This is a genomic window from Pseudorhodoplanes sp. (assembly GCF_050250235.1).
Classification (GTDB): domain Bacteria; phylum Pseudomonadota; class Alphaproteobacteria; order Rhizobiales; family Xanthobacteraceae; genus Pseudorhodoplanes.
In genome coordinates this window covers 1-26,538 of record NZ_JBFWPA010000012.1, presented here as the reverse complement: position 1 = coordinate 26,538, position 26,538 = coordinate 1, and the positions used below count along the sequence as shown (strand labels likewise).

The window sequence follows — 26,538 nt, the reverse complement described above, 5'->3', positions numbered from 1 at the left end:
GTGTGCGGTGACTTTTTCCCGACGGATCGGCTTTGGGCGGCTCGTCGATGCCGATAGGGTCGCGCAGCGCGGGTCGTGCGCGACCCTTGCAAAGCGCTTATCTGTCGGGCATATCCAAAAGGCGGCGGGCCTTGGGTCCGCCGCAGGCGCTTTGCGCTAGGAGTGTAGCTCAACTGGCTAGAGCACCGGTCTCCAAAACCGGGGGTTGGGGGTTCGAGTCCCTCCACTCCTGCCAGGCGACAAAGCAGCTAAATATTTGAACTTCCCAGACAATTCAGATGGGGCACGAGTTCGTCGGTACGTTCGCCGCGGACGGAGCGGTCATTGCGGTGCAGTCTCGTCCTGTTCGTGAATAACGCCCTTATCGAGGCGCAAGCACAGTTCGACGAAAAGTGAAACGGCCATGTAAAGCACGATACCGGCCAGGATCAGGACAACGCATTCCTCCATGAAGCCCCCGTTCTGCTCGACCCGAAACCCACAATCCTCTTTCCTAATCGAAAGAAGCAAAAATAGGGTGATGAACAGGCCACAGTCGCCGACAACGGGGGATTGCCTGCCGCCGCCCAACGCCGGGATGAGCCGTATTTCTCTCGTTTTATCAGAGGGTTGGTACTTTTATGCCGCATTGCTCTGCGCCGCCCCGGATCGCATGTGGCGGGAAATCCGCGGGGGCCGGGCCGGCCAGGAGGTCCGATCGGGGGTTTGCCTTGATTTCCGGTGGCTTTGGCAGTAGCTAAGCGCCACGCTTCGCGGCCCGGCGACGGACATCCGCGGCGACGGCACCCCCAAAAAACAGGGCCAAATCCCGGCTTGTCCACGTCATGGATCGGCTGCAGGAGGGCTTGTTTGGACCTAAAGCAATGGCGAAATTCAGCCCGTTCAAGTTCCTGCAGGAAGTGCGTGACGAGACCGACAAGGTCACGTGGCCGACCCGGCGCGAAACCGCGATCACCACCATCATGGTGTTCATCATGGTTGCGATCTCGGCCGTGTTCTTTCTGCTGGCGGACCAGGTGATCCGCCTTTTCATCACCACCGTATTGTCGATCGGGCGCTGAGCGCACGGAACGGATCCGAACAGACATGGCCAAGCGCTGGTACATCGTTCACGCCTATTCGAATTTTGAAAACAAGGTCGCGGAATCGATCCGCGAACAGGCGAAGCAGCGCGGGCTGACCGAGCAGTTCGAAGAAGTCATGGTGCCCAAGGAAAAGGTCACCGAGGTTCGGCGCGGCCGCAAGGTCGATACCGAGCGCAAGTTCTTTCCGGGCTATGTGCTGGTGAAGGTCGATCTCACCGACGAGGCTTATCACCTCATCAAGAATACCCCGAAGGTCACCGGCTTTCTCGGCGCCGACAACAAGCCGATGCCGATTTCCGAAACGGAAGCCACGCGGCTCATCCAGCAGGTCCAGGAAGGTATCGACCGGCCGAAGCCGTCGGTATCGTTCGAGGTCGGCGAGCAGGTGCGGGTGTCGGACGGACCGTTCGCGTCGTTCAACGGCACGGTCGAGGAAGTGGACGAGGCGCGCTCGCGGGTGAAGGTCGCGGTCTCGATCTTCGGCCGCGCGACGCCGGTGGAACTGGAATTCGCGCAGGTGGAGAAGGTCTAGGGACGCGATAGCGAAATAGCGGATAGGAAGAGGCGGCTAGCGACCACTCGCTGTTCGCTGCTCACTATTCGCTTCATCAGCCGTGGGAGGTGAGGGCGGCCGCCAACCGTCCAAGTCCGCACCACGGCACCTGAACCGGGCCGGCATCTTGCGGGATGCGGTCCAAAACGACAGGAGAAGTCATGGCAAAGAAGATTACCGGCTACGTGAAGCTACAGGTGCCGGCCGGCGCCGCCAATCCGTCGCCGCCGATCGGCCCCGCGCTCGGCCAGCGCGGTCTCAACATCATGGAATTCTGCAAGGCCTTCAACGCGCAGACTGCCAAGCTCGAAAAGAACATGCCGATCCCGGTGACCATCACGGTCTATGCGGATCGCTCCTTCACCTTCGAGATGAAGCAGGCACCCGTGTCCTATTTCATCAAGAAGGCGGTGAAGATCGACAAGGGCTCCAAGACGCCGGGCCGCGACAAGGCAGGCAAGATCACGCAGGCCCAGATCAAGGAAATCGCCGAGCAGAAGATGAAGGATCTGAACTGCGACACCGTCGAGGCCGCAGCGAAGATGATCGAAGGCTCCGCCCGCTCGATGGGCATCGATGTGGTGGGAGGCTGACATGGCGGGCAAGCGTCACAAAAAGGCCATCGAAGGCGTCGACCGCGACAAATTCTACCCGCTCGACGAGGCGGTGAAGATGATCAAGGACCGCGCCAAGGCGAAGTTCGACGAGACCATCGAGATCGCGATGAATCTCGGGGTCGATCCGCGTCACGCCGACCAGATGGTGCGCGGCGTGGTGACCCTGCCGAGCGGCTCGGGCCGTACCCAGCGCGTCGGCGTATTCGCGCGCGGCGCCAAGGCGGAAGAGGCGAAGGCCGCGGGTGCCGACGTCGTCGGCGCCGAGGATCTGGTCGAGAAGGTCAATAGCGGTCAGATCGACTTCGACCGCTGCATCGCCACCCCCGACATGATGCCGCTGGTCGGCCGTCTCGGTAAGGTGCTCGGTCCGCGCGGCATGATGCCGAACCCGAAAGTCGGCACCGTGACCATGGATGTCGCCAACGCGGTGAAGGGTGCGAAGGGCGGATCGGTCGAGTTCCGCGTCGAGAAGGCCGGCATCGTGCAGGCCGGCGTTGGCAAGGCCTCGTTCTCGCAGGATGCACTCGTTGCCAACATCAAGGCTTTCGCGGACGCTGTACAGAAGGCGAAGCCTGCAGGCGCCAAGGGCACCTTCGTGCAGAAGGTGTCGCTGTCGTCCACGATGGGCCCGGGACTCAAGGTCGAACCAAATTCGGTGTTCGCGCAAAGTTGATTGCGCGCCCATAATGAGAGCAGTTGATGAAAAGCCCGGCAGCGATGCCGGGCTTTTTGTTTGCCTTTCAGCGCAGCGCCGCCTGCGGTGGTAACGTGCTGGCGATCCTATTTTATTCCCGGCGCCGGCACTTCATTCCGAAAAACCAAAGTCTAGACCTTGGGGCGGCAGGAACTGTTCGCTGCCCACTGGTTGTCGCAAAACCGGTGTTTAAATCCGTTCCAATCGGCCGCGGCTCTGGCGAGTGCATGCGGCCAGTCACGGTTCCGGAGAGAATGCATGGCGGCCTATTCGTTGCTGATCAACGGCCAGACACGCGCCGTTGATGTCCTACCCGACACACCCCTGTTATGGGTGATCCGAGACACGATAGGCCTGACTGGAACGAAATTCGGATGCGGCATCGCGCAATGCGGCGCCTGCACCGTGTATCTCGATGGCCAGCCGCTGCGGTCCTGCAGCCTTCCGGTCTCCGAAGTCGGCGACGCCAAGATCACGACCATCGAAGGCATCGCCGGCCGCGAAGCCGAAGCCGTGCAGAAGGCGTGGCTCGCCCACGACGTGCCGCAATGCGGCTATTGCCAGTCCGGTCAGGTAATGAGCGCGGTCGCGCTCCTGCAGGACAACAAGAAGCCATCGGATGACGACATCGATCTCGCGATGAACGGCAACCTCTGCCGCTGCGCGACCTATGTCCGCATTCGCGCCGCCATCCACGACGCCGCCAAGTCGCTGGAGGGCTGACGCATGACGATCCATCAGCGCAAGCTCTCGCGCCGCTCGCTGCTGCAGGGCGCCGCGGGCCTCGTGATTGCCTTCCACCTGCCGCGCGAGGTGCGCGCGCAGGCGTCGCCCGCGCCCGCCGCGCCAGACGCGGTTTTCGCGCCCAACGCCTTCATCCGCATCGCGCCCGACAACACCGTCACGATCCTGTCGAAACATATCGAGTTCGGGCAGGGGCCGTTCACCGGACTTGCGACCATCGTCGCCGAGGAGCTTGACGCCGACTGGTCGCAGATGCGGGCGGACCATGCGCCGGCCGATGCGAAGCTCTACAACAATACCGCGTTCGGTCCGATCCAGGGCACCGGCGGCTCGACCGCGATTGCCAATTCCTGGGACCAGTTGCGGCAGGCCGGTGCGACCGCGCGTGCGATGCTGGTGCAGGCCGCCAGCAATGAATGGAAGGTGCCCGCCGCCGAGATTACGGTTGAGGGGGGTGTCATCCGTCATGCGGCGACCAAACGCGAAGGCCGCTTCGGTCAGTTCGCCGATGCGGCGGCGAAACTCCCGGCACCGGAAAATGTACGCCTCAAGGATCCTGCGAATTTCAAGCTGATCGGCAAGGACGGCGGGCTGCACCGGCTCGACACCGTCGCGAAAACCAACGGCACCGCGCAGTTCACCATCGATATTCGCGAGCCCGACCTGCTGACGGTGGTGGTGGCGCACCCGGACCGTTTCGGCGCCAAGGTCGCGAAGGTCGACGACACGGAGGCGCGCAAGGTACCGGGCGTCGTCGACGTGAAGGTGCTGCCGAGCGGAGTTGCGGTCTACGCCAACGGCACCTGGCCGGCGATCAAGGCGCGCGATCTGCTGAAGATCACCTGGGACGACAGCGCTGCCGAGAAGCGGGGGACTGCCCAGATTATTGAGGATTATCGCGCGCTCGCGCGGAAGCCCGGGCTGGTCGCCGGCAAGCACGGCGACCTCGAAGGGACCCTGTCAAAGGCCTCGCGGGTGATAGAGGCGGAATATGTGTTCCCGTATCTCGCGCATGCGCCGATGGAGCCGCTCGATGGCTATCTCCGATACGGCGACGGCAAGGCACTCGCCCGGTTCGGCAGCCAGTTCCAGACCTTCGAACAGGCGACGATCGCGGGCGTGCTCGGCCTGAAACCCCAGCAGGTCGAGATCCAGACCATGCTGGCCGGCGGCAGCTTCGGCCGTCGCGCGCAGACCACCTCGCATTTCGTGGCCGAACTCGCCTCCGCGGCGAAGGCGATCGGACCTGCGCGTCCGGTCAAGCTGATCTGGACCCGCGAGGACGATCTGCGCGGCGGCTATTACCGGCCGCTGTTCGTGCACCGCATGCGCGGTGCGGTCGAGAACGGCCGGATCGTCGCGTGGTCGAACACCATCGTCGGCCAGTCCTTCATGAAGGGCTCCCCGCTGGAGTCGTTCATGATCAAGGACGGCATCGACGCCACCTCGGTCGAAGGCTCGAAGGAAATCCCATACGAGGTCGCGAATTTCCAGTGCGACCTGCATACCCCCGACGTGGGCGTTCCGACGCTGTGGTGGCGCTCGGTGGGTCATACCCATACCGGCTATGCGGTGGAATGCTTTATCGACGAATTGCTGCAGGCGGCGGAGAAGGACCCGGTCGGCGGACGCCTCGAACTGATGGGCAAGCATCCGCGCGCCGCCAATGTGCTGCGCGAGGTCGCCAGGCTTGCGAAGTGGAACGGACCCGGACCGGTCGAAGGCCGGGCGCGCGGGGTTGCCGTGGTCGAAAGCTTCAACTCGTATGTCGCTCAGATCGCCGAGGTGTCCGACGGCAAGGACGGTCCGCGCGTGCACAAGGTGTGGTGCGCGGTGGATTGCGGGGTCGCGGTCAATCCGGACGTGATCCGCGCGCAGATCGAAGGCGGCATCGGCTACGGTCTCGGCCACATCCTGTTCGCGGAGGTGACGCTGGATCAGGGCCGTCCGGTGCAGGGCAATTTCGACACCTACCGGTCGCTGCGCATCAATGAAATGCCGGCGGTCGAGGTTGCGATCGTGTCTTCCACCGAAAAGCCGACCGGCGTCGGCGAGCCCGGCGTGCCGCCGATCGGGCCTGCGGTCGCCAACGCGATGGCGCGGCTCGGGCTCGGGCGACCGCGCCAGTTGCCGTTCGTGAAGGGCGTGGCGTGATGAGGCTGGCACTCGTTGCGGCGGTCTCTTCGGGAGCGATCGCGGCCATCGCGATTGTTGTCGGTGTGCAGCAAACGCTTGGCCAGCCGCGCGCTCCGCTGGAGCGCCAGACCTTGCAGCCGGCTTCGGCCTTCAACCGGATTTCCGATACCGAGCGGCGCTCAGTCGCGCTGTTCGAGGAGGCCGGCAAGGTGCTGACGCATCCGCGCTGCGTGAACTGTCATCCGCGCGGCGACCGGCCGTTCCAGACCGACCTGATGCGGCCGCATCAGCCGCTCGTGGTGCGCGGCGCGGACGGTCACGGCGTTCCGACGCTGCAATGCGCGACCTGCCATCACAACGCGAATTTCGATCCGGCCCGGGTGCCGGGCGATCCGCACTGGCATCTCGCGCCACGGGAGATGGCGTGGGAGGGCATGACGGTCGGCCAGATCTGCGCGCAGCTGAAGGACCCGGCGCGCAACGGGAAGCGCGATCTGCAGGCGATCCTCAAGCATGTGCGCGAGGATTCGCTGGTCGGCTGGGGCTGGAATCCAGGAGCGGACCGCACGCCGGCGCCGGGCACGCAGGCGCAGTTCGCCGATCTGATCGAAGCGTGGATCGATACCGGCGCGCATTGCCCGGCATCCTGATGCGTGTGCCGCATCGCTCGCGATGATGTCGCTTTGGCCCGACAGGCCCGGAAAGCTTCGGAGCCGCTGCTCAAGATGATTTGAAGTCTGGCCACCGTAAGCTGCGATTCGAAAAACGCGGCTTCATGGTATTCCTCGGGGCGGAGAACCCACGGGGAGCGTCGCCGTGCTCGCGAAATTCATCTTTGCGGTTCTTACCTGCGTCTTGGTGGTGGCGACGGCAACGCCCGGTTATGCGCAGAAGCGCGTGGCGCTTGTCATTGGTATCAATGACTATCCGAAGCTGAAGACGCCGGAAGATCCCACCGAAGGCCAGCTGCTCAAGGCAATCGCCGACGCCGAGACCATGGCATCCGTACTGGCCAAGTTGGGCTTCGATGTCCAACTTGCGCGGAACGTCGATCGCATCGGATTTCTCACGGCCATCGATAGCGTCAAGCGCAAGCTCACCGCCGGCGATACGTTTTTCTTCTTCTTCGCGGGTCACGGAGTAGCGTTCCGAGGCTCGAACCTTCTGCTCCCTGCTGACGTTCCGCCGGTCGATCCCGAGTCCGAAGCGCTCGTTCGCGGCGTGGCGATCGCGGAAACGGATGTCATCGCGGCCGCGCGCGATGGCGGTGTCGCGCTCACGGTTCTCGCGCTGGACGCCTGCCGGAACAACCCGATCGAGGACTTCAGGCGCAAGCAAGCGCGTACGCGCGGACAGGCATTCCGCAGCTCTAATGCGATGAGGTCCGTCGGCCTTGTGGGACTGCAGGCGAGTGGCGTGTTCTCGATCTATTCGGCCGGTATCGACCAGAGGGCAGTCGACAGCGCGGGCGACAAGGACGAGAACCGAAATTCAGTATTCACCCGGGTCTTCGCGCGCAAGCTGGGTGAGCCAGGGCGGCATCTCGGGGACGTGATGGAGGAGGTTAGGGAAGAAGTCGCGCTTCTTGCTGCAACACTGCTCGATGATAAGACGCAAAAGCCGCACCAGCAACATCCCGCCTATTACAACGAGACTCGGGGTGGACGAATCTATTTGGCTGGGCGCCCGTCCGAAAAGCGAGCTGAGCCGGAGTCGCCCTCGAAGCTCGGTTCGAAACCTCAGCCCGATCCGCAACCGCAGGCCACTCCGCCGCAGTCCGACTCAAAGGCCGGGATCGTGAAGGACCTCATGCGGGAGGTTACCTTCGACGTAAAATTGAAAAACGGCAGATCTGACCAAACGCCAACTGTCAAGATATATCGTGATGTTCTCGTCTGGAGCGATGACGAGGGATTGCGTAACAGCGGGCGTTCTTTGACCTGTCGTGCCAGCGCAAGGATGGCCGCCCCTAAGGTCGGAAGTCGTGCATGTAGCTACACCCACGACCGCGATAGCTACCGCATTCGCTATTGGCGCAGTTGGGAAACGAGCTTTGGAACAACAATGACGACGACGGCTGTCCTTTCGTTTGATGTGCGCGAAAGCAGGTGCAGCGTGCTTCACTACGAGAACGATACATCGCTCGAAGGGTTTATCACCGGCCCCAGCGTCGTAGCTTCCGCGACTTGTCAGGTCGCAATCAAGCAGAGTGATTTGCGGCCGTAACCGCCGATTGGTTAGTCCAGTGCGTCGTATTGGCCGCTAGACCAGGTATCGCTTGCCGAGCGTTGGCTACTCGATCACCTGGTCTGCGCGAGCAAGGAACGACTCCCGTATCTTCAGGCCCATCGCCTTTGCCGTCTTGAGGTTGACGACCAGCTGGAAAGTGGTTGGCTGCTCCACCGGAAGATCAGCCGGCCTGGCGCCCTTCAGGATTTTGTCAACGTATATCGCAGCATGCCGATACATGTCCGGCAGCGCCGCTCCATAAAACAACAGGCCACCGGTTTCGACGAACGAGCGATCCGGATACATCGCCGGCACGCCAATCGCCGCCGCGGTATCGATGATTTGCTGCCGATGGGTCACGAAAATGATGTCAGCCAGGACCAGCAGGGCACCGGCGCGGACCGCCTTGATGCGATCGAAGGCACCTGGAATGTCGGACGCGTCCCGCGCCTCTGCAAGATGAAGTTCAACGCCGAACGCGCGAGCGACGCGGTCTCGGTTCTCGTTGAACTCGCTCGTGTATGGCGAGCCGGGATTGACAAGCACGGCGATGTCCTTGAGTCCGCCGGACATATCCTTGAGTAATTCGACGCGCTTGGCGTTCAGTTCGCCGCCCAGCAGCGTGATGCCGGTCAGGTTGCCGCCCGGGCGGCCAAGGCTCTGAACGATGCCGGCTGCCACAGGGTCTCCCGTCGTCACGAAGACGACGGGAATGTCGCGGGTCGCGGATTTTGCGGCGAGCGCTCCCGGGTTCGAGCCTGTGACAATGACATCGACACGTTCGGCCACGAGTTCTGCGGCGAGCGCCGGAAGCTTTTGGATTTGTCCGTTGGCGACCCGCAATTCGTAGGCGATATTGCGGCCCTCCACCCAGCCAAGCTCTGCAAGACCGCGCCGCAATCCATCCAGCATAGGCCTTTCGGATGGCTCGGACAGCGGTGAGAGGCGTCCGATCCGGGCCGTTCTGGCAAGCTGCTGCGCCCATGTCGTGGCGGGCAGCAGTGTGAAGCTTCCGACGGAGAGGATGAAGTTGCGGCGCCTCATGTCGGCCCCCGGCCAGATCACCTAAGAATAGCCGGTTGGGACGGCTTGCGGAAGGGTTCATGCAGGACCCGTCACGCCGCGCTGCGCTTGCCCCACAACTCCGCGCTCGCGATCCGTGCGCCTTCTGAGAGCGAGCGCAACTTCGCCCACATGATGCTCTCGTGCACCCGTTTGGCGAACGGGCTCTGTGCGAAGCCGCAATCGGTGCCGGCCATCACGTTCTCGCGGCCGACCAGCCTGGCGAGCCGCACCAGCCTCTGAGCCACCAGTTCGGGATGCTCGACGATGTTGGTTGCGTGGCTGACGCAGCCGGGGATCAGTGTCTTGCCTTCCGGCAGCTTCACGCTCTCCCACACCGTCCATTCGTGCTCGTGACGCGGATTGGCGGCCTCGTATTGATAGCCGCCGGTCTTCACCTTCAGCATCAGGTCGACGATGTCCTTCATCGGCACGTCGAAGGCATGCGGTCCGTTCCAGCTTCCCCAGCACAGGTGATAGCGCGACTTCTCTTCGGGGATGCCGCGCAGTGCGTGGTTGAGCGCGTCAATGCGAAGCTCGGCCCATTTGCGGTATTCGCCAAGCGACATCGGCGGCACCATCTTCTCGTACCAATAGGGCAGGAACGCATCGTCGACCTGCACGGTCAGCCCGGCCTCCACGATCGCGCGGTATTCCGCGTTCAGCGCGTCGGCGAGCGCGAACAGGAACGACTCGTCGTCCTTGTAGAATTCGTTCTTGCCGCCGGGCAGCGCGCTTGCGGGCGCCACCACGGGCAGGAAGGCGCCATTGGCGTTCGCCTTCTTCGCCGCCGATTTGAGGTTGTCGATGTCGCGACCGACCTGCTTCTGTCCGACATATCTGATTTCGCCGTTGCAGACGAAGCGATTGCCCAGCCGTTTGCTCAGACCGCTCGCAACATCGTATTCGGCGTAGAATTCCGGAAAGGCCTTGCGGTCGTTGCCGCCGCCCGCCTGGGTCAACGGGTCCTTCGCTTCCTCGGCGGTGAGGGGGCGCGTCGAAAGCCCGGACAGCCGGTCGTGGATGTAGAAGGCCCAGTTGCGTCCCTTGGAGAATTCGCCGTCGCTGACGATGTCGATGCCGGCATCGACCTGCTGCTTCACCACCTCGTCGATCGAGTCCGTCAGGCAGGTCTCGTAGGCGTCATCGTCGCGAGCCTCGCCCGCCTCGATCCTGCGCAGGACATCGACCAGTTTCGGCGGACGGATCAAGCTGCCGACATGAGTGACCAGGATACGGCCGGGATGGGCGGGCATGGTTCCTCCTGCATTTTGGTTGTTCTCGCCATCATACGGGTGGGGCCGCTCCGCACCACAGCGGGCAAGGTATTTCGGACTTGCATTTCCCGGCCATCGCTTTACTAGAGCGCGTGTAAGGCGTGCCGGTTGCCGGCGCGCCTTTGCGCGTTCCGGTCCAATCGACTTTTTGCTGGGCCTGGCGCGTTCCTGTCCGAGACTGCCGGTGCGGGGTCGCCCCGCTTAATCGCCGCCATCGCAGGATGACGGCTGCCAGCATAGACGGGTGAGAGACGAGATCGGGCTTCAGGCCTTTACGGCAAAGCCTTGATCCGGTTCGAACCTTTCGTTTCCACGCACGCTTTGGCGGCGCGGAGGGCAGGGCACTGGCAAACGCCATTCTGCCCTCGAAATCCTTTTTCCGGGGCCGGATGGCAACAGCAACCGGCGGGACCTCGCGGTTCCGCCAACCGGAGAGAGCTTGTGAATCGAGCGGAAAAATCCGAGTCGGTCGCTTCACTGAAGGAGGTCTTCGATGCCTCCAAGGTGGTGGTGGTGGCTCACTATTCCGGCCTCAGCGTGGCCCAGATGCAGACCCTGCGACAGCAGATGAAGCAGGTGGGTGCGCAGGTGAAGGTCGCGAAAAACCGTCTCGCCAAGATCGCTCTTGATGGCTCCGATGCCGCTTCCATCGTGCCCCTTCTGAAGGGGCCGACCCTGATCGCTTACTCCGTAAACGATCCGGTCGCGGCACCGAAGGTCGCCACCGATTTCGCCAAGGCCAACGAGCAATTCGTGATCCTCGGCGGAGCGATGGGCAAGACCGCCCTGGACGTGAATGCGGTGAAGCAGCTCGCTTCGCTGCCGTCGCTGGACGAACTGCGTGCAAAGCTCGTCGGCCTGATCCAGGCGCCGGCCACCAAGATTGCGCAGGTCGTCAACGCACCGGCCGCCAAGGTCGCTCGCGTGATCCAGGCCTATGCCAGCAAAGACGCGGCGTGACATCTTTAACAATCAGGTTCGAACAATAGGATAAGACCATGGCTGACTTGCAGAAAATCGTCGACGATCTCTCGTCGCTCACCGTCCTTGAGGCGGCCGATCTCGCCAAGATGCTCGAAGAGAAGTGGGGCGTCTCCGCCGCTGCGGCGGTGGCCGTAGCCGCTGCTCCGGGCGCCGGTGGCGGCGCCGCGCCGGCTGAGGAGAAGACCGAGTTCACCGTCGTGCTTGCCGCGGCTGGCGACAAGAAGATCGAAGTCATTAAAGAAGTGCGTGCCCTGACCGGGCTTGGCCTAAAGGAAGCCAAGGATCTGGTCGAAGGCGCGCCGAAGCCGGTGAAGGAAGGCGTCAACAAGGAAGAGGCCGAGAAGATGAAGGCCACTCTGGAGAAGGCGGGCGCGAAGGTTGAGCTGAAATAGCCTTCAGCGGACCGGTACCCTGATCCGGCCCAGCGGACGGCGCGGGGATATCGTCAGAATTGACGCCAATGTGAGTGGAGCCGGCGCGGAAATTTTCATGTTTCCGGCCGGATTTCCGCGATTGGCCCTAGACATCGGGGGTGCGGGCGCCATATACGGTCCCACATCCCCTTATAGCGCTGCCAGGCAGCGGCTTATGCTTTGGTTCGAGCTGGCCTCGAATCATCTAGAACGCAGGCACCCCGACGCCTGTCCTGATGGTCGCGATTGATGGCGGCCGTTCGGAGAGTCGTCCCGGCTGTCTCATAGCGACAGACGAGAGAAAGAGAAACATGGCGCAGGCGCAGACGTTTATCGGTCGGAAGCGCGTAAGGAAGTTTTTCGGAAAAATCCAGGAAGTGGCGGAGATGCCGAACCTCATCGAGGTTCAGAAGGCATCCTACGACCAGTTTCTGCTGGTGACGCCGCCTCCCGGCGGACGGCCCGACGAGGGCCTGCAGGCGGTCTTCAAATCCGTCTTTCCGATCAAGGATTTTTCCAACACCTCGCAGCTCGATTTCGTGAGCTACGAGTTCGATCCGCCGAAATATGACGTTGACGAGTGCCGTCAGCGCGGCATGACCTATGCGGCACCGCTCAAGGTGACGCTGCGTCTGATCGTGTTCGATGTGGACGAAGAGACCGGCGCCCGCTCCGTCAAGGACATCAAGGAGCAGGATGTCTACATGGGCGACATCCCGCTGATGACCAACAACGGTACGTTCATCGTGAACGGCACCGAGCGCGTCATCGTCTCCCAGATGCATCGCTCGCCCGGCGTGTTCTTCGACCACGACAAGGGCAAGACGCATTCGTCCGGCAAGCTCCTGTTCGCCGCCCGCATCATTCCGTATCGAGGCTCCTGGCTCGACATCGAGTTCGACGCCAAGGACATTGTGCATGCGCGCATCGACCGCCGCCGGAAGATTCCGGTGACGTCGCTGCTCTACGCGCTCGGCATGGACGGGGAGGAAATCCTCAAGACTTTCTACAAGATCGTTCCCTACAAGCGCGCCAAGGATGGCTGGCGCGTGCCGTTCGATGCCGACCGCATGAAGGGCTACAAGGCGATCAACGATCTTGTCGATGCCGACAGCGGCAAGGTCGTGGTCGACGCCGGCAAGAAGATCACCGTGCGTCAGGCGCGTCAGCTCGCGGAGAAGGGCCTCAAGGCGCTGCGCATGACCGACGAGGAACTGCTCGGCCATTACATCGCCGAGGATCTCGTCAACGCGAAGACGGGCGAAATCTACGCGGAAGCCGGCGAGGAGATTACCGAAAAGCTGATCGAGACGATCAACGAACTCGGCATCAAGGAATTGCCAATCCTCGACATCGATCACATCAATGTCGGCGCCTATATCCGCAACACGCTGACGGTGGACAAGAACATGACGCGCGAGGACGCGCTGTTCGACATCTATCGCGTCATGCGCCCGGGAGAGCCGCCGACCGTCGACACCGCGTCGGCGATGTTCCAGTCGCTGTTTTTCGACGCCGACCGCTACGACCTCTCTGCCGTCGGCCGCGTCAAGATGAACATGCGGCTCGACCTCGATGCGCCGGACACCCACCGCGTGCTCCGCAAGGAAGACATCCTCGCGGTGGTCAAGACCCTCGTGGATCTTCGCGACGGCAAGGGCGAGATCGACGACATCGACAATCTCGGCAATCGCCGCGTGCGTTCGGTCGGCGAACTGATGGAGAATCAGTATCGCATCGGCCTTCTGCGCATGGAGCGCGCGATCAAGGAGCGCATGTCGAGCGTCGACATCGACACCGTCATGCCGCAGGACCTGATCAATGCAAAGCCTGCCGCCGCCGCGGTTCGCGAGTTCTTCGGCTCCTCGCAACTGTCGCAGTTCATGGATCAGACCAATCCACTGTCCGAGATCACGCACAAGCGGCGTCTCTCGGCGCTCGGGCCGGGTGGTCTCACCCGCGAACGCGCCGGCTTCGAAGTGCGCGACGTGCATCCGACCCATTACGGCCGCATCTGTCCGATCGAGACCCCGGAAGGTCCGAATATCGGGCTGATCAATTCGCTCGCGACCTATGCGCGGGTGAACAAATATGGCTTTGTCGAAACGCCGTATCGCAAGGTGAAGGACGGCCGCGTCACCGACGAGGTCATCTATCTCTCGGCGATGGAAGAGGCCCGCTATACGGTCGCGCAGGCCAATGCCCCGATCGACAACAAGGGCCGCTTTACCGAAGACCTCATCGTCTGCCGCCATGCCGGCGACGTCGCGCCTTACCCGCGCGACAAGGTCGACTTCATGGACGTGTCGCCGAAGCAGCTCGTCTCGGTTGCGGCCGCGCTGATCCCGTTCCTCGAGAACGACGACGCCAACCGCGCGCTGATGGGCTCGAACATGCAGCGCCAGGCGGTGCCGCTGGTTCGTGCCGAGGCGCCGTTCGTCGGCACCGGCATGGAAGGCGTGGTGGCCCGTGACTCGGGCGCTGCGATCGGCGCTCGCCGCGCCGGCGTGGTCGATCAGGTCGACGCGACGCGTATCGTCATTCGGGCGACCGAAGAGACCGACCCGACCAAGCCGGGTGTCGACATCTATCGCCTGATGAAGTTCCAGCGCTCCAACCAGAATACCTGCATCAACCAGCGTCCGCTGGTGCGGGTCGGTGACGCGGTGAAGAAGGGCGACATCATCGCCGACGGTCCCTCGACCGAACTTGGCGAACTTGCGCTCGGCCGCAACGTGCTGGTCGCGTTCATGCCGTGGAACGGCTACAATTTCGAGGATTCGATACTGCTGTCCGAACGCATCGTGCGCGACGACGTGTTCACGTCCATCCACATCGAGGAATTCGAGGTGATGGCGCGCGACACCAAGCTCGGGCCGGAAGAGATCACGCGCGACATTCCGAACGTGTCGGAAGAGGCGCTGAAGAATCTCGACGAAGCCGGCATCGTCTATATCGGCGCGGAAGTGCGTGCGGGTGACATCCTGTGCGGCAAGATCACGCCGAAGGGCGAAAGCCCCATGACGCCGGAAGAAAAGCTTCTGCGCGCCATCTTCGGCGAGAAGGCTTCCGATGTCCGCGACACGTCGCTTCGTGTTCCGCCCGGCGTCCAGGGTACGGTCGTGGAAGTGCGCGTGTTCAATCGTCACGGCGTCGACAAGGACGAGCGTGCACTCGCGATCGAACGCGAGGAGATCGAACGCCTCGCCAAGGACCGCGATGACGAGCAGGCGATCCTCGACCGCAACGTGTTCGGACGTCTGGCCGAGCTGCTGGAGGGTCGTCAGGGTATCGCGGGGCCGAAGGGCTTCAAGAAGGATACCAAGATCACCCGCGCGGTCCTGGATGAATATCCGCGCTCGCAATGGTGGCTGTTCGCCTCGCCCAACGACAAGCTGATGGCCGAGATCGAGGCCATGCGGAAGCAGTACGACGAGTCGAAGAAGATGCTCGAGCAGCGCTTCCTCGACAAGGTCGAGAAGCTGCAGCGCGGCGACGAGCTTCCGCCCGGCGTGATGAAGATGGTCAAGGTCTTCGTCGCGGTGAAGCGCAAGATCCAGCCGGGCGACAAGATGGCCGGCCGCCACGGCAACAAGGGCGTGGTGTCGAAGATCGTGCCGATCGAGGACATGCCGTTCCTGGAGGACGGCACCCATGCGGACATCGTGCTCAATCCACTCGGCGTGCCGAGCCGCATGAATGTCGGCCAGATCCTGGAGACGCATCTCGGCTGGGCCTGCGCGGGCCTCGGCAAGCGCATCGGGCAGGCGGTGGATGCCTATTACGGCAAGCAGGATACCAAGCCGCTCAAGGAGACCCTGAAAAAGGTCTATGGCGACGACGATACGATCAAGTCTCTTGACGAGAAGGGGATCATAGAACTCGGCACCAATCTGCGGCACGGTGTTCCGATCGCGACACCGGTCTTCGACGGTGCCAAGGAGAAAGACATCGAGGACATGCTGGATCTGGCGGGTCTCGATCACTCCGGGCAGGTGACGTTGCATGACGGACGCACCGGCGACCAGTTCGACCGCAAGGTGACGGTTGGTTACATCTACATGCTGAAGCTGCATCACCTCGTGGACGACAAGATCCACGCCCGCTCGATCGGCCCTTACTCGCTCGTGACCCAGCAGCCGCTGGGTGGCAAGGCGCAGTTCGGAGGCCAGCGTTTCGGCGAAATGGAGGTGTGGGCGCTCGAAGCCTATGGCGCCGCCTACACGCTGCAGGAAATGCTGACCGTGAAGTCGGACGACGTGGCCGGCCGCACCAAGGTCTATGAGGCGATTGTCCGCGGTGACGACACGTTCGAAGCGGGTATCCCCGAAAGCTTCAACGTGCTGGTCAAGGAAATGCGCTCGCTCGGCCTCAATGTCGACCTGCACAACTCGAAGGTCCAGCGGCCCGGCGAATTGCCGGAAGCCGCGGAGTAATTCGCGAACGAGACGGGACGGCGAGGGCGCCGTCCCGAGTCCATGGCGAAACGATTGACGGCTGAAGGCCCCGGGACGCCGGCGCCATGGCCGAGGAGAAGACGATGAACCAAGAAATCATGAATCTGTTCAGCCCGCAGGTGCCGGCTCAGGTCTTCGACCAGATCCGCATCTCGATCGCGAGCCCGGAGAAGATTCAGTCCTGGTCGTATGGCGAGATCAAGAAGCCGGAGACCATCAACTACCGGACCTTCAAGCCGGAGCGTGACGGGCTGTTCTGCGCGCGCATCTTCGGTCCGATCAAGGATTACGAGTGCCTGTGCGGCAAGTACAAGCGCATGAAGTACAAGGGCATCATCTGCGAGAAATGCTCGGTCGAGGTGACATTGTCGCGCGTGCGGCGCGAGCGCATGGGCCATATCGAGCTGGCCGCGCCGGTCGCTCACATCTGGTTCCTGAAGTCGCTGCCTTCGCGCATCGGCATGCTGCTCGACATGACGCTGAAGGACCTCGAGCGGATCCTGTATTTCGAATATTATGTGGTGCTGGAACCGGGCCTGACGCCGCTGCAGGACCGGCAATTGCTGTCCGAAGAGGACTATCTCAAGGCGCAGGACGAGTATGGTCAGGACAGCTTCACCGCCATGATCGGCGCCGAGGCGATCCGGGAAATGCTGAAGGCGCTCGATCTCACGAAGCTGCAGGGCGACCTGCGCGCGGAGATCGCCAATACCGAGTCGGACATCAAGAAGAAGAAGCTCGCGAAGCGCGTGAAGCTGATCGAGGCGTTCATTGAGTCCGGCAACAAGCCGGAATGGATGATCCTGACGCATGTGCCCGTGATCCCGCCGGATCTGCGTCCGCTGGTGCCGCTGGACGGCGGGCGCTTCGCGACGTCGGACCTGAACGATCTCTATCGCCGCGTCATCAACCGCAACAACCGCCTGAAGCGGCTGATCGAATTGCGTGCCCCGGACATCATTATCCGCAATGAGAAGCGCATGCTTCAGGAGGCGGTGGATGCGCTGTTCGACAACGGCCGTCGCGGCCGCGTCATCACCGGCGCCAACAAGCGACCGCTGAAGTCGCTTGCCGACATGCTGAAGGGCAAGCAGGGCCGCTTCCGGCAGAACCTGCTGGGCAAGCGGGTCGACTATTCCGGCCGCTCGGTGATCGTGGTCGGTCCGGAGCTGAAACTGCACCAGTGCGGTCTGCCGAAGAAGATGGCGCTCGAATTGTTCAAGCCGTTCATCTATTCGCGGCTGGACGCGAAGGGGCTGTCGACCACCGTGAAGCAGGCGAAGAAGCTCGTTGAGAAGGAGAAGCCCGAAGTCTGGGATATCCTCGACGAGGTGATCCGCGAGCATCCTGTGCTGCTCAACCGCGCGCCGACGCTGCATCGTCTCGGCATCCAGGCCTTCGAGCCGGTGCTGATCGAGGGCAAGGCGATCCAGCTTCACCCGCTGGTCTGCGCCGCATTCAACGCCGACTTCGACGGCGACCAGATGGCCGTGCACGTTCCGCTGTCGCTGGAAGCGCAGTTGGAAGCGCGCGTGCTGATGATGTCGACCAACAACATCCTGCATCCGGCGAATGGCCAGCCGATCATCGTGCCGTCGCAGGACATCGTCCTCGGTCTCTATTATCTCTCGCTGATGCGCGAGGGTGAGCCCGGACAGGGCAAGGTGTTCGGCAATATCTCCGAGATCGAGCACGCGCTGTCGCAGAAGGCGGTCACGCTGCACACCAAGATCAAGTACCGCTGGAACGGCATCGACGCCGGCGGCAATCTTGTTCAGAAAGTCTACGATACCACGCCCGGCCGCGTTCTGCTCGGTCAGGTGCTGCCGAAGAGCGCCATCGTGACCTTCGAAGTCGTCAACAAGCTGATGACCAAGCGCGAAATCTCCAACATGATCGACACCGTCTACCGCCATTGCGGCCAGAAGGACACGGTCATCTTCTGCGACCGCATCATGGCGCTTGGTTTCCATCATGCTTTCAAGGCCGGCATCTCGTTCGGCAAGGACGACATGGTGGTTCCCGCCGCCAAGTGGAAGATCGTCGACAAGACCCGCGAGGAGGCCAAGGACTTCGAGCAGCAATACAATGACGGCCTGATCACGCAGGGCGAGAAGTACAACAAGGTAGTCGACGCCTGGTCGAAATGCACAGAGGCGATCGCGGCCGAGATGATGACCGAAATCTCGACTACCAAGAAGGATGCGAAAACCGGCCGCGAGGCACCGGTCAATTCCATTTACATGATGGCGCATTCCGGTGCGCGTGGCTCGCCTGCGCAGATGCGCCAGCTTGCCGGCATGCGCGGCCTGATGGCCAAGCCCGACGGCTCGATCATCGAGACGCCCATCGTGTCGAACTTCAAGGAAGGCCTGACCGTGATGGAGTATTTCAACTCCACCCACGGCGCCCGCAAGGGTCTGGCCGATACGGCGCTCAAGACCGCGAACTCCGGCTATCTGACGCGCCGGCTTGTCGACGTCGCGCAGGACTGCATCATCACGTCATATGATTGCGGAACCGACGCCGGCATCAAGGTGCGCGCCATTATCGACGCGGGCACGGTGGTGGCTTCGCTCGGCATCCGGATTCTCGGCCGCACCACGGCCGAGGACGTGAAGGACCCGGCGACCGGTACCGTCGTTGCGAAGAAGGGCACGCTGCTCGGAGAGGCCGAGGTCGAGAAGATCATGGCTGCGAATGTGCAGGAAGTGCGCATCCGTTCGGTCCTGACCTGCGAGTTGAGCAATGGCGTCTGCGGCGCCTGCTACGGTCGCGATCTTGCCCGCGGCACGCCCGTCAATATGGGCGAGGCGGTGGGTGTCATTGCGGCTCAGTCGATCGGCGAGCCGGGCACCCAGCTCACCATGCGTACCTTCCACATCGGCGGTGCGGCGCAGATCAACGAGCAGTCCTTCATCGAGTCGAATTTCGATGGGACGGTGCGGTTGAAGCTCAAGGACAAGCTGGCCAACGCCGTCATCAAGAATTCGGAAGGTTCACTGATCGTGATGAGCCGAAACGTCACGCTGGCGGTCGTCGATCCCGACGGCACCGAGCGGGCGACCCACCGTCTTCCGTTCGGCGCGCGACTGCGTGTCAACGAAGGCGATCTGGTCAAGCGCGGCCAGCGCATGGCGGAATGGGACCCCTATACCCGTCCGATCATCACCGAGGTGGATGGCCATGCCGAACTGGAAGATCTGGTCGAAGGCCAGTCGGTTGCGGAAACGCAGGACGAATCCACCGGCATCACCAAGCGCGTGGTGACCGACTGGCGGACGTCGCAGCGCGCGGCCGACCTGCGTCCCGCGATCGCGATCAAGGACAAGGAAGGCAAGATCCTCAAGCTCGCGCGCGGCGGCGAGGCGCGCTATCCGCTCGCCATCGATGCCATCCTGTCGGTAGATCAGGGTGCGGCCGTCTATGCCGGCGACGTCATCGCCCGCATCCCGACCGAGAGCGCCAAGACCCGCGACATCACCGGCGGTCTGCCGCGGGTGGCGGAGCTGTTCGAGGCTCGGCGTCCGAAGGAGGCCGCGGTCATCGCCGAGATTTCGGGGACGATCCGCTTCGGCCGCGACTACAAGAACAAGCGACGCATCTCGATCGAACCTGCCGACAAGGATGTCGAGCCCGTCGAATATCTGATCCCGAAGGGCAAGCACATCCATTTGCAGGACGGTGACCTGATCGAAAAGGGCGATTCCATCGTCGAGGGCAACCCGGCCCCGCACGACATTCTGGCGATCAAGGGCGTCGAGGAACTCGCCGCCTATCTGGTCAACGAAATCCAGGAGGTCTACCGGCTTCAGGGCGTGGGCATCAACGACAAGCACATCGAGGTGATCGTCCGTCAGATGCTGCAGAAGGTGGAGATCGACGATGCTGGCGAGACCGACCTGATCCAGGGCGAGCAGCTCGACCGCGTCGAGATGGACCAGATCAACGAAAAGGCGGTCGAGCAGGGCAAGAAGCCGGCGAGCGGACATCCGGTGCTGCTTGGGATCACCAAGGCCTCGCTGCAGACCCGCTCGTTCATCTCGGCGGCGTCGTTCCAGGAGACCACGCGCGTGCTCACCGAGGCCGCCGTCAACGGCAAGTCCGACACGCTCGATGGGTTGAAGGAAAACGTCATCGTCGGCCGGCTGATTCCGGCCGGCACCGGGGCGATGATGAGTTCGCTGCGCGAGATCGCCACCAAGCGCGATACGCTCATTCTGGATGAGCGGGCGAAGGAGGCGGCAGCCAAGACGGCCGAACCTCCGGTCGCGTTGCCGGTGCCCGCGGCGGAGTAGGTTTCGCTCCGAACGAACGTGCAAAAGCCGCCCAATGTCGCGTTGGGCGGCTTTTGCTTTTGATGCGGATCACGGCGCCTTTCGGCGGGTTGTGAGCCTCGCGGTCGCATGGTTGACGATATTTTCCATGATACTTTTTTTGTGAGGAAGATGCCTGTCGTGGTGGGGCGCTTGACGCTGTGTCGAAAGCTGCGGCGAAGTCCGTCGCGGCTCCGGCGCTGCCGGCGGCGGAATAGCGATCATTTTTAGTAAAGACGAAAAGGGGCGCGTTCGCGCGATCCATTGCGCTTTTCCGGCCTTGTTCAAGGTCGCAACGGTGTGGTTCACTGGATGATCGAAGTTTTTGCTCGGGGAAGCAGGATGTCGAAAGCGATTTCTCGCTTCGGTGCATTCGTGATCGTTGCTGGCGCGACGGCGTGGTGGGCCACACCGGGACTATCGCAATCCTCGCTGGAAGACGAGAAACGTTGCGAGGATCTGACGCTGGTCGATGCTCGAATTGCGGCCTGCAGCAACCTGATTGCCTTGGGCAGCAGTCGCGGCTGGAACGTGACTGGTGCCTACAACAACCGCGGCCTTGCCTATGTCAGAAAGGGGGACTACGTCCGCGCTCTGGCGGACTATGATCGCGCGCTTCAACTGGATCCGAAGTATGCTGCTGTCTATACCAACCGCGGCCAAATGTTTCTTGAGCAGGGAGACGATGCCCGAGCCGCTGCAAACGCACGCCAGTCAATCGAGCTAAGACCCAACAATTTCCGCCCATACGTCGTCCGCGGCAGAGCGCTTTCCAATATGGGCGATCAGGATGGGGCCATTGCGGATTTTGACCGGGCGATACAACTCGAGCCGGGCCATCCGTCCGCATACACCATGCGCGCTCGGGCGTTCTATCGGAAACGCGACTACGACCGCGCTATCACTGATGCTGATCGATCGCTTCAGCTTGAGCAAAACCCCTTTACATTCAACCTGCGTGCCGCGGTGTTCGTTGGCAAGGGGGAGTACGATCGCGCCATAGCAGATTATGAACGCACGGTTCGTATCGATCCGAACAATTTCGTTGCGTATAACATGCTTTGTTGGATGTTCGGTATCGTGGTTCGACTCGACGACGCGCTCAAGAACTGCAGCGAAGCGGTTCGGATCGACCCGGACGATATCGATACGCGCGACCGTCGTGGTCTTGTTTACCTGAGGCTGCGTCGTTTTGACGAAGCGATTGCCGACTACAACGCGGCGCTGAAGATCGATGCCAAACGTGCCCACGCGCTGTACGGACGCGGCCTTGCCAGAATGCGCTCCGGCGACCGCAGCGGCGGAGAGGCCGATCTGGCTTCCGCTCAAGCCATGGATGCTGACGTCATATCGAAATACGAGCGCTACCGCATACCCTGAGCGGCAGCGGAGGCGCTCCGGCGCACCCCACAACCCTTGCGGGAACTCTTGGGACCGTCCGTCTCGGCAGGCATTTTTGAAGCGACAGAGGGCGCACCAACTTGCAAACGTGGGAACGAGACCTCGGTTCGACCGGTGCAAGGCTTGGTTGGATCGCTAGAGTTTGTAACCGCTGAGTTGAAATCAAGTCTGGGACGTGGGGCTGATGGCTTCCTTTTTTGGCTGGTTTGTTCGCCGGGAGGGGGGTGACCGAGGCCAGGGCCACGCCTTCTGTCGTCCGATGCGCATGAAACGCCCGCAAATGCTGGACTTCTTCGCTTGACTTGAGACCCCCACGCCGATACATACCGCCCACTTTCGGCAGGCGGTGAGCATCGCCTCGTCGGCACGGCATCCTGAAAGCGAGTCTTTAAGCCTTTGAGTTCACAGCTCATTTGGCTCTCGTGGACAGCGACCCAAAGCCTCGACGAATGATTCTCAGACGCTGCCGCTGACGGCAAGAAGCCAGTTGGAAAAGTCACGACCGCGGGGCGAAAGCCTTCGTGGTCCTCTGCATCGTGAAGCGCCTATCCGCAAAAGCCGGAGCGGATGGCGTGTTTTCGTTTTGCGCGTGTGAACGCGCGGTCCGGCGAGGGTCCGTTTCCGGTGCGGTTTCGGGCTCGTACGGTGAGGATAAAGGCTTAAATCGGATGCCGACGATCAACCAGTTGATCCGCAAGGGCCGGGTCAAACCGACTTACCGCAACACGGTGCCGGCTTTGCAGGCCGCGCCGCAGAAGCGTGGCGTTTGCACGCGCGTCTATACGACGACGCCCAAGAAGCCGAATTCGGCGCTGCGCAAGGTCGCCAAGGTGCGCCTCACCAACCAGTTCGAGGTGATCGGCTACATCCCGGGTGAGGGTCACAACCTCCAGGAGCATTCGGTGGTGATGATCCGTGGCGGCCGGGTGAAGGACCTTCCGGGCGTCCGCTACCACATCCTGCGCGGCGTGCTCGACACCCAAGGGGTCAAGAACCGCAAGCAGCGCCGTTCCAAATACGGCGCCAAGCGTCCCAAATAAGGATTTGCGCGATGTCCCGTCGTCACTCTGCCGAGAAGCGCGAGATCAACCCGGATCCGAAATTCGGCAATCTCGTCGTCTCCAAATTCATGAATTCGCTGATGTATGACGGCAAGAAATCGGCCGCCGAGCGGATCGTCTATGGTGCCTTCGACATCATCGAGGGCAAGACCAAGTCGAATCCGCTGCAGGTGTTCCAGCAGGCGCTCGACAATGTCATGCCCTCGATCGAGGTGCGCTCGCGACGCGTCGGCGGCGCCACCTATCAGGTGCCGGTCGAAGTGCGCTCGACCCGCCGTCAGGCGCTCGGCATCCGCTGGCTGATTTCGGCGGCGCGCGACCGCAACGAAAAGACCATGATGGACCGGCTTTCGGCCGAGCTCCTCGATGCATCGAATAACCGGGGGAATGCTGTCAAGAAGCGCGAAGACGTGCATCGCATGGCCGAGGCCAATCGCGCCTTCTCGCATTATCGCTGGTAAAGGATCCGCAATGCCCCGCAAACATCCGATCGAGGACTACCGCAACTTCGGCATCATGGCCCACATCGATGCCGGAAAGACCACGACCACGGAGCGGATCCTCTATTACACCGGCAAGAGCCACAAGATCGGCGAGGTGCATGAAGGCGCCGCGACGATGGACTGGATGGAGCAGGAGCAGGAGCGCGGCATTACCATCACCTCCGCTGCGACCACCGCGTTCTGGAACGACAAGCGTCTCAACATCATCGATACTCCGGGCCATGTCGATTTCACCATCGAGGTGGAGCGTTCGCTGCGCGTCCTCGACGGCGCCGTCGTTGTGCTCGACGGCAACCAGGGCGTCGAGCCGCAGACCGAGACGGTATGGCGTCAGGGCGACAAGTATCGGGTGCCGCGCATCGTTTTTGCCAACAAGATGGACAAGATCGGCGCCGATTTCTTCAAGTGTCTCGACGACATCGTGAAGCGCCTCGGCGCCAAGCCCGTTGCGATCCAGCTTCCCATCGGTTCCGAGAATCAGTTCAGGGGCCTGATCGATCTCGTCCGCATGAAAGCGGTGGTATGGGACGACGAGGCGCTCGGCGCCAAATATCACGACGAGGAGATTCCGGCCGATCTGCTCGATCAGGCCAAGGAATATCGCGAGAAAATGGTCGAGGCCGCCGTCGAGCTCGATGACGACGCCTTGACTGCGTTTCTCGACGGCAAGGAGCCGGACGAGGCAACACTGAAGCGCCTGCTGCGCAAGGCGGTGCTGACGGCGGCGTTCTTCCCGGTGCTGTGCGGTTCGGCGTTCAAGAACAAGGGCGTGCAGCCGCTGCTGGACGCGGTGGTCGATTATCTGCCGAGCCCGATCGACGTGCCGGCCATCAAGGGCGTGGACGACAAGGGCAACGAGATCGTGCGCGAGCCGAGGGATGACGCGCCGATGGCGCTGCTCGCCTTCAAGATCATGGACGACCCGTTTGTCGGCACCATCACGTTCTGCCGAATCTATTCCGGGACGCTGACCAGCGGCACCGGCGTCATCAACTCGACCAAGGACCGCAAGGAGCGGATTGGCCGCATGTTGCTGATGCATGCGAACAACCGCGAGGACATCAAGGAAGCCTATGCCGGCGACATCGTCGCGCTTGCCGGTCTGAAAGAGACCAGGACGGGCGACACGCTGTGCGATCCCGACAAGCCGGTGGTTCTGGAGCGGATGGAATTTCCGGAGCCGGTTATCGAAATCGCGATCGAGCCGAAGTCGAAGGCCGACCAGGAAAAGCTTGGCGTCGCCCTTGCGAAGCTCGCGGCGGAGGATCCGTCCTTCCGCGTGTCGACCGATCAGGAAAGTGGCCAGACCATCCTGAAGGGGATGGGCGAACTGCATCTCGACATCAAGGTCGACATCCTGAAGCGCACCTACAAGGTCGATGCCAATATCGGCGCGCCGCAGGTGGCGTTCCGCGAGCGCATCACCAAACCGGCGGAAGTCGACTACACGCACAAGAAGCAGACCGGTGGTACCGGCCAGTATGCGCGCGTGAAGTTCGTCGTGGAGCCCAATGAGCCGGGCAAGGGCTTTGAATTCGAGTCCAAGATCGTCGGCGGCGCGGTTCCGAAGGAATACATCCCGGGCGTGGAAAAGGGCCTCAACAGCGTGCTGGGTGCGGGCGTGGTGGCCGGCTTTCCGGTGGTCGATGTGAAGGTGCAGCTGGTCGACGGCGCCTATCACGAAGTCGATTCGTCCGCGCTGGCCTTCGAAATCGCTTCGCGTGCGGCTTTCCGTGAAGCCCTGCAGAAGGGCAAGTCCGTCCTTCTGGAGCCGATCATGAAGGTCGAGGTGGTGACTCCGGAGGACTATACCGGCTCGGTCATCGGCGACCTGAATTCACGGCGCGGGCAGATTCAGGGCCAGGACATGCGCGGCAACGCCAATGTCATCAATGCCATGGTGCCGCTCATGAACATGTTCGGTTATGTGAACACGTTGCGCTCGATGTCTCAGGGGCGCGCCACCTTCACCATGCAGTTCGACCATTACGCCGAAGCGCCGCGTAACGTTTCGGAAGAAGTGCAGAAGAAGTTCGCCTGATCCTAAAAGCTGAAACGACCAACCGTCAGAAAGACCCGGAAGGGAGAGTTTTATGGCTAAAGAGAAATTCAACCGCAGCAAGCCGCACTGCAATATCGGCACGATCGGCCATGTCGACCATGGCAAGACGTCGCTGACGGCTGCGATCACGAAAATTCTGGCGGAGACCGGCGGCGCCACGTTCACGGCCTACGATCAGATCGACAAGGCGCCGGAGGAGAAGGCGCGTGGCATCACGATCTCGACCGCGCATGTCGAATACGAGACCGCCAACCGCCACTATGCCCACGTCGACTGCCCGGGCCACGCCGACTATGTGAAGAACATGATCACCGGCGCCGCCCAGATGGACGGTGCGATCCTTGTGGTGTCGGCTGCCGACGGCCCGATGCCGCAGACCCGCGAGCACATCCTGCTTGCCCGTCAGGTCGGCGTGCCGGCACTGGTCGTGTTCCTGAACAAGGTCGACATGGTCGACGATCCGGAACTGCTCGAGCTGGTCGAGCTCGAGGTGCGCGAGCTGCTTTCGAAGTACCAGTTCCCGGGCGACAAGATTCCGATCATCAAGGGCTCTGCCCTGATGGCGCTGGAAGACAAGGACCCCAAGCTCGGAAAGGACGCCATCCTCGAACTGATGAAGGCGGTGGACGAGTACATTCCGCAGCCGGAGCGTCCGAAGGACCAGCCGTTCCTGATGCCGGTCGAGGACGTGTTCTCGATCTCGGGCCGCGGCACCGTCTGCACCGGCCGAGTCGAGCGCGGCGTGGTGAAAGTCGGCGAGGAAGTCGAGATCGTCGGCCTGAAGCCGACCACCAAGACCACCGTTACCGGCGTCGAGATGTTCCGCAAGCTGCTCGATCAGGGCGAGGCCGGCGACAACATCGGCGCGCTGCTGCGCGGCACCAAGCGCGAGGAAGTCGAGCGCGGCCAGGTGCTGTGCAAGCCGGGTTCGGTGAAGCCGCACA

The 26,538-nt window shown here is 62.3% G+C and carries 20 protein-coding genes and 1 tRNA gene; 18 read left to right on the top strand and 3 right to left on the bottom strand.

From position 1 onward, the window contains the following. Positions 1-158 precede the first annotated feature (158 nt). Positions 159-235, top strand: a tRNA-Trp gene (locus AB7F49_RS07920). An 86-nt stretch (positions 236-321) separates the two neighbouring features. Here AB7F49_RS07920 and AB7F49_RS07915 read toward each other — a convergent pair. Next, positions 322-570 (bottom strand): hypothetical protein, encoded by a 249-nt coding sequence (locus AB7F49_RS07915; protein ID WP_428521291.1) that lies wholly within the window; start codon positions 568-570, stop codon positions 322-324. Positions 571-863: 293 nt separating this feature from the next. On the opposite strand from AB7F49_RS07915, the gene secE reads away from it, so the two are divergent. From secE to AB7F49_RS07875, 8 genes are all read left to right on the top strand, one after another. After that, entirely contained in the window at positions 864-1,061 is a 198-nt protein-coding gene (gene secE / locus AB7F49_RS07910; protein ID WP_428521290.1) for a preprotein translocase subunit SecE, read from the top strand. Positions 1,062-1,086: 25 nt separating this feature from the next. Beyond that, on the top strand, positions 1,087-1,617 hold the full coding sequence (nusG, locus tag AB7F49_RS07905) for a transcription termination/antitermination protein NusG (RefSeq protein WP_428521289.1): 531 nt from the start codon (positions 1,087-1,089) through the stop codon (positions 1,615-1,617). A 182-nt stretch (positions 1,618-1,799) separates the two neighbouring features. Continuing rightward, the gene (gene rplK / locus AB7F49_RS07900) at positions 1,800-2,231 is read left to right on the top strand and encodes a 50S ribosomal protein L11 (protein WP_428521288.1); all 432 of its coding nucleotides are present in this window, start codon (positions 1,800-1,802) and stop codon (positions 2,229-2,231) included. A 1-nt stretch (position 2,232) separates the two neighbouring features. Further along, positions 2,233-2,928, top strand: coding sequence for a 50S ribosomal protein L1 (gene rplA / locus AB7F49_RS07895; RefSeq protein ID WP_428521287.1), 696 nt, complete (start codon positions 2,233-2,235; stop codon positions 2,926-2,928). Positions 2,929-3,207: 279 nt separating this feature from the next. Then, positions 3,208-3,672, top strand: a complete 465-nt coding sequence (locus AB7F49_RS07890) for a (2Fe-2S)-binding protein (RefSeq protein WP_428521286.1) — start codon at positions 3,208-3,210, stop codon at positions 3,670-3,672. Between the two features lie 3 nt (positions 3,673-3,675). Next, positions 3,676-5,847 carry a molybdopterin cofactor-binding domain-containing protein gene (locus AB7F49_RS07885; RefSeq protein ID WP_428521285.1) on the top strand — a complete coding sequence of 724 codons (2,172 nt, stop codon included), beginning with the start codon at positions 3,676-3,678 and terminating at the stop codon, positions 5,845-5,847. Beyond that, the gene (locus AB7F49_RS07880; protein ID WP_428521284.1) at positions 5,847-6,479 is read left to right on the top strand and encodes an Isoquinoline 1-oxidoreductase subunit; all 633 of its coding nucleotides are present in this window, start codon (positions 5,847-5,849) and stop codon (positions 6,477-6,479) included. Before AB7F49_RS07885 ends, AB7F49_RS07880 begins: the two co-directional genes overlap by 1 nt. Before the next feature lie 166 nt (positions 6,480-6,645). Beyond that, positions 6,646-8,055, top strand: a complete 1,410-nt coding sequence (locus tag AB7F49_RS07875) for a caspase family protein (protein ID WP_428521283.1) — start codon at positions 6,646-6,648, stop codon at positions 8,053-8,055. Positions 8,056-8,121: 66 nt separating this feature from the next. On the opposite strand, the gene AB7F49_RS07870 is transcribed toward AB7F49_RS07875, so the two are convergent. Together AB7F49_RS07870 and AB7F49_RS07865 are read right to left on the bottom strand one after the other, a co-directional pair. Further along, positions 8,122-9,102, bottom strand: a complete 981-nt coding sequence (locus tag AB7F49_RS07870) for an ABC transporter substrate-binding protein (RefSeq protein ID WP_428521282.1) — start codon at positions 9,100-9,102, stop codon at positions 8,122-8,124. A 71-nt stretch (positions 9,103-9,173) separates the two neighbouring features. After that, on the bottom strand, positions 9,174-10,376 hold the full coding sequence (locus tag AB7F49_RS07865; RefSeq protein WP_428521281.1) for an epoxyalkane--coenzyme M transferase: 1,203 nt from the start codon (positions 10,374-10,376) through the stop codon (positions 9,174-9,176). Positions 10,377-10,838: 462 nt separating this feature from the next. Between AB7F49_RS07865 and rplJ the strand changes: the two genes are divergently transcribed. The 9 genes from rplJ to tuf all read left to right on the top strand — a co-directional run. Continuing rightward, positions 10,839-11,357, top strand: a complete 519-nt coding sequence (rplJ, locus tag AB7F49_RS07860; protein ID WP_428521280.1) for a 50S ribosomal protein L10 — start codon at positions 10,839-10,841, stop codon at positions 11,355-11,357. A 38-nt stretch (positions 11,358-11,395) separates the two neighbouring features. Then, a complete protein-coding gene (gene rplL, locus AB7F49_RS07855; RefSeq protein WP_428521279.1) occupies positions 11,396-11,773 on the top strand; it encodes a 50S ribosomal protein L7/L12 in 378 nt (125 codons plus the stop codon). A gap of 332 nt (positions 11,774-12,105) precedes the next feature. Then, the gene (rpoB, locus tag AB7F49_RS07850; protein WP_428521278.1) at positions 12,106-16,230 is read left to right on the top strand and encodes a DNA-directed RNA polymerase subunit beta; all 4,125 of its coding nucleotides are present in this window, start codon (positions 12,106-12,108) and stop codon (positions 16,228-16,230) included. 104 nt (positions 16,231-16,334) lie between these two features. Continuing rightward, positions 16,335-20,549, top strand: a complete 4,215-nt coding sequence (gene rpoC / locus AB7F49_RS07845) for a DNA-directed RNA polymerase subunit beta' (protein ID WP_428521277.1) — start codon at positions 16,335-16,337, stop codon at positions 20,547-20,549. A gap of 360 nt (positions 20,550-20,909) precedes the next feature. Continuing rightward, on the top strand, positions 20,910-21,947 hold the full coding sequence (locus AB7F49_RS07840) for a tetratricopeptide repeat protein (protein ID WP_428521276.1): 1,038 nt from the start codon (positions 20,910-20,912) through the stop codon (positions 21,945-21,947). A gap of 689 nt (positions 21,948-22,636) precedes the next feature. Continuing rightward, a complete protein-coding gene (gene rpsL / locus AB7F49_RS07835) occupies positions 22,637-23,008 on the top strand; it encodes a 30S ribosomal protein S12 (RefSeq protein ID WP_325703758.1) in 372 nt (123 codons plus the stop codon). A gap of 11 nt (positions 23,009-23,019) precedes the next feature. Next, a complete protein-coding gene (gene rpsG, locus AB7F49_RS07830) occupies positions 23,020-23,490 on the top strand; it encodes a 30S ribosomal protein S7 (RefSeq protein ID WP_428521275.1) in 471 nt (156 codons plus the stop codon). A 10-nt stretch (positions 23,491-23,500) separates the two neighbouring features. After that, positions 23,501-25,573, top strand: coding sequence for an elongation factor G (fusA, locus tag AB7F49_RS07825; RefSeq protein WP_428521274.1), 2,073 nt, complete (start codon positions 23,501-23,503; stop codon positions 25,571-25,573). A 52-nt stretch (positions 25,574-25,625) separates the two neighbouring features. Beyond that, on the top strand, positions 25,626-26,538 hold a 913-nt coding region (gene tuf, locus AB7F49_RS07820), incomplete at its 3' end, for an elongation factor Tu (RefSeq protein ID WP_428521273.1).

Excerpts from the sequence above, each read along its gene's own strand:
- rpoC (WP_428521277.1), top strand. The coding sequence starts at position 16,335 with ATGAACCAAGAAATCATGAATCTGTTCAGCCCGCAGGTGCCGGCTCAG.
- rplL (WP_428521279.1), top strand. The coding sequence starts at position 11,396 with ATGGCTGACTTGCAGAAAATCGTCGACGATCTCTCGTCGCTCACCGTC.
- rplA (WP_428521287.1), top strand. The coding sequence starts at position 2,233 with ATGGCGGGCAAGCGTCACAAAAAGGCCATCGAAGGCGTCGACCGCGAC.
- rpsL (WP_325703758.1), top strand. The coding sequence starts at position 22,637 with ATGCCGACGATCAACCAGTTGATCCGCAAGGGCCGGGTCAAACCGACT.
- rplK (WP_428521288.1), top strand. The coding sequence starts at position 1,800 with ATGGCAAAGAAGATTACCGGCTACGTGAAGCTACAGGTGCCGGCCGGC.
- AB7F49_RS07840 (WP_428521276.1), top strand. The coding sequence starts at position 20,910 with ATGTCGAAAGCGATTTCTCGCTTCGGTGCATTCGTGATCGTTGCTGGC.
- rpsG (WP_428521275.1), top strand. The coding sequence starts at position 23,020 with ATGTCCCGTCGTCACTCTGCCGAGAAGCGCGAGATCAACCCGGATCCG.
- AB7F49_RS07880 (WP_428521284.1), top strand. The coding sequence starts at position 5,847 with ATGAGGCTGGCACTCGTTGCGGCGGTCTCTTCGGGAGCGATCGCGGCC.
- AB7F49_RS07865 (WP_428521281.1), bottom strand. The coding sequence starts at position 10,376 with ATGCCCGCCCATCCCGGCCGTATCCTGGTCACTCATGTCGGCAGCTTG.
- fusA (WP_428521274.1), top strand. The coding sequence starts at position 23,501 with ATGCCCCGCAAACATCCGATCGAGGACTACCGCAACTTCGGCATCATG.
- AB7F49_RS07885 (WP_428521285.1), top strand. The coding sequence starts at position 3,676 with ATGACGATCCATCAGCGCAAGCTCTCGCGCCGCTCGCTGCTGCAGGGC.
- AB7F49_RS07890 (WP_428521286.1), top strand. The coding sequence starts at position 3,208 with ATGGCGGCCTATTCGTTGCTGATCAACGGCCAGACACGCGCCGTTGAT.
- secE (WP_428521290.1), top strand. The coding sequence starts at position 864 with ATGGCGAAATTCAGCCCGTTCAAGTTCCTGCAGGAAGTGCGTGACGAG.
- rpoB (WP_428521278.1), top strand. The coding sequence starts at position 12,106 with ATGGCGCAGGCGCAGACGTTTATCGGTCGGAAGCGCGTAAGGAAGTTT.
- nusG (WP_428521289.1), top strand. The coding sequence starts at position 1,087 with ATGGCCAAGCGCTGGTACATCGTTCACGCCTATTCGAATTTTGAAAAC.
- AB7F49_RS07870 (WP_428521282.1), bottom strand. The coding sequence starts at position 9,102 with ATGAGGCGCCGCAACTTCATCCTCTCCGTCGGAAGCTTCACACTGCTG.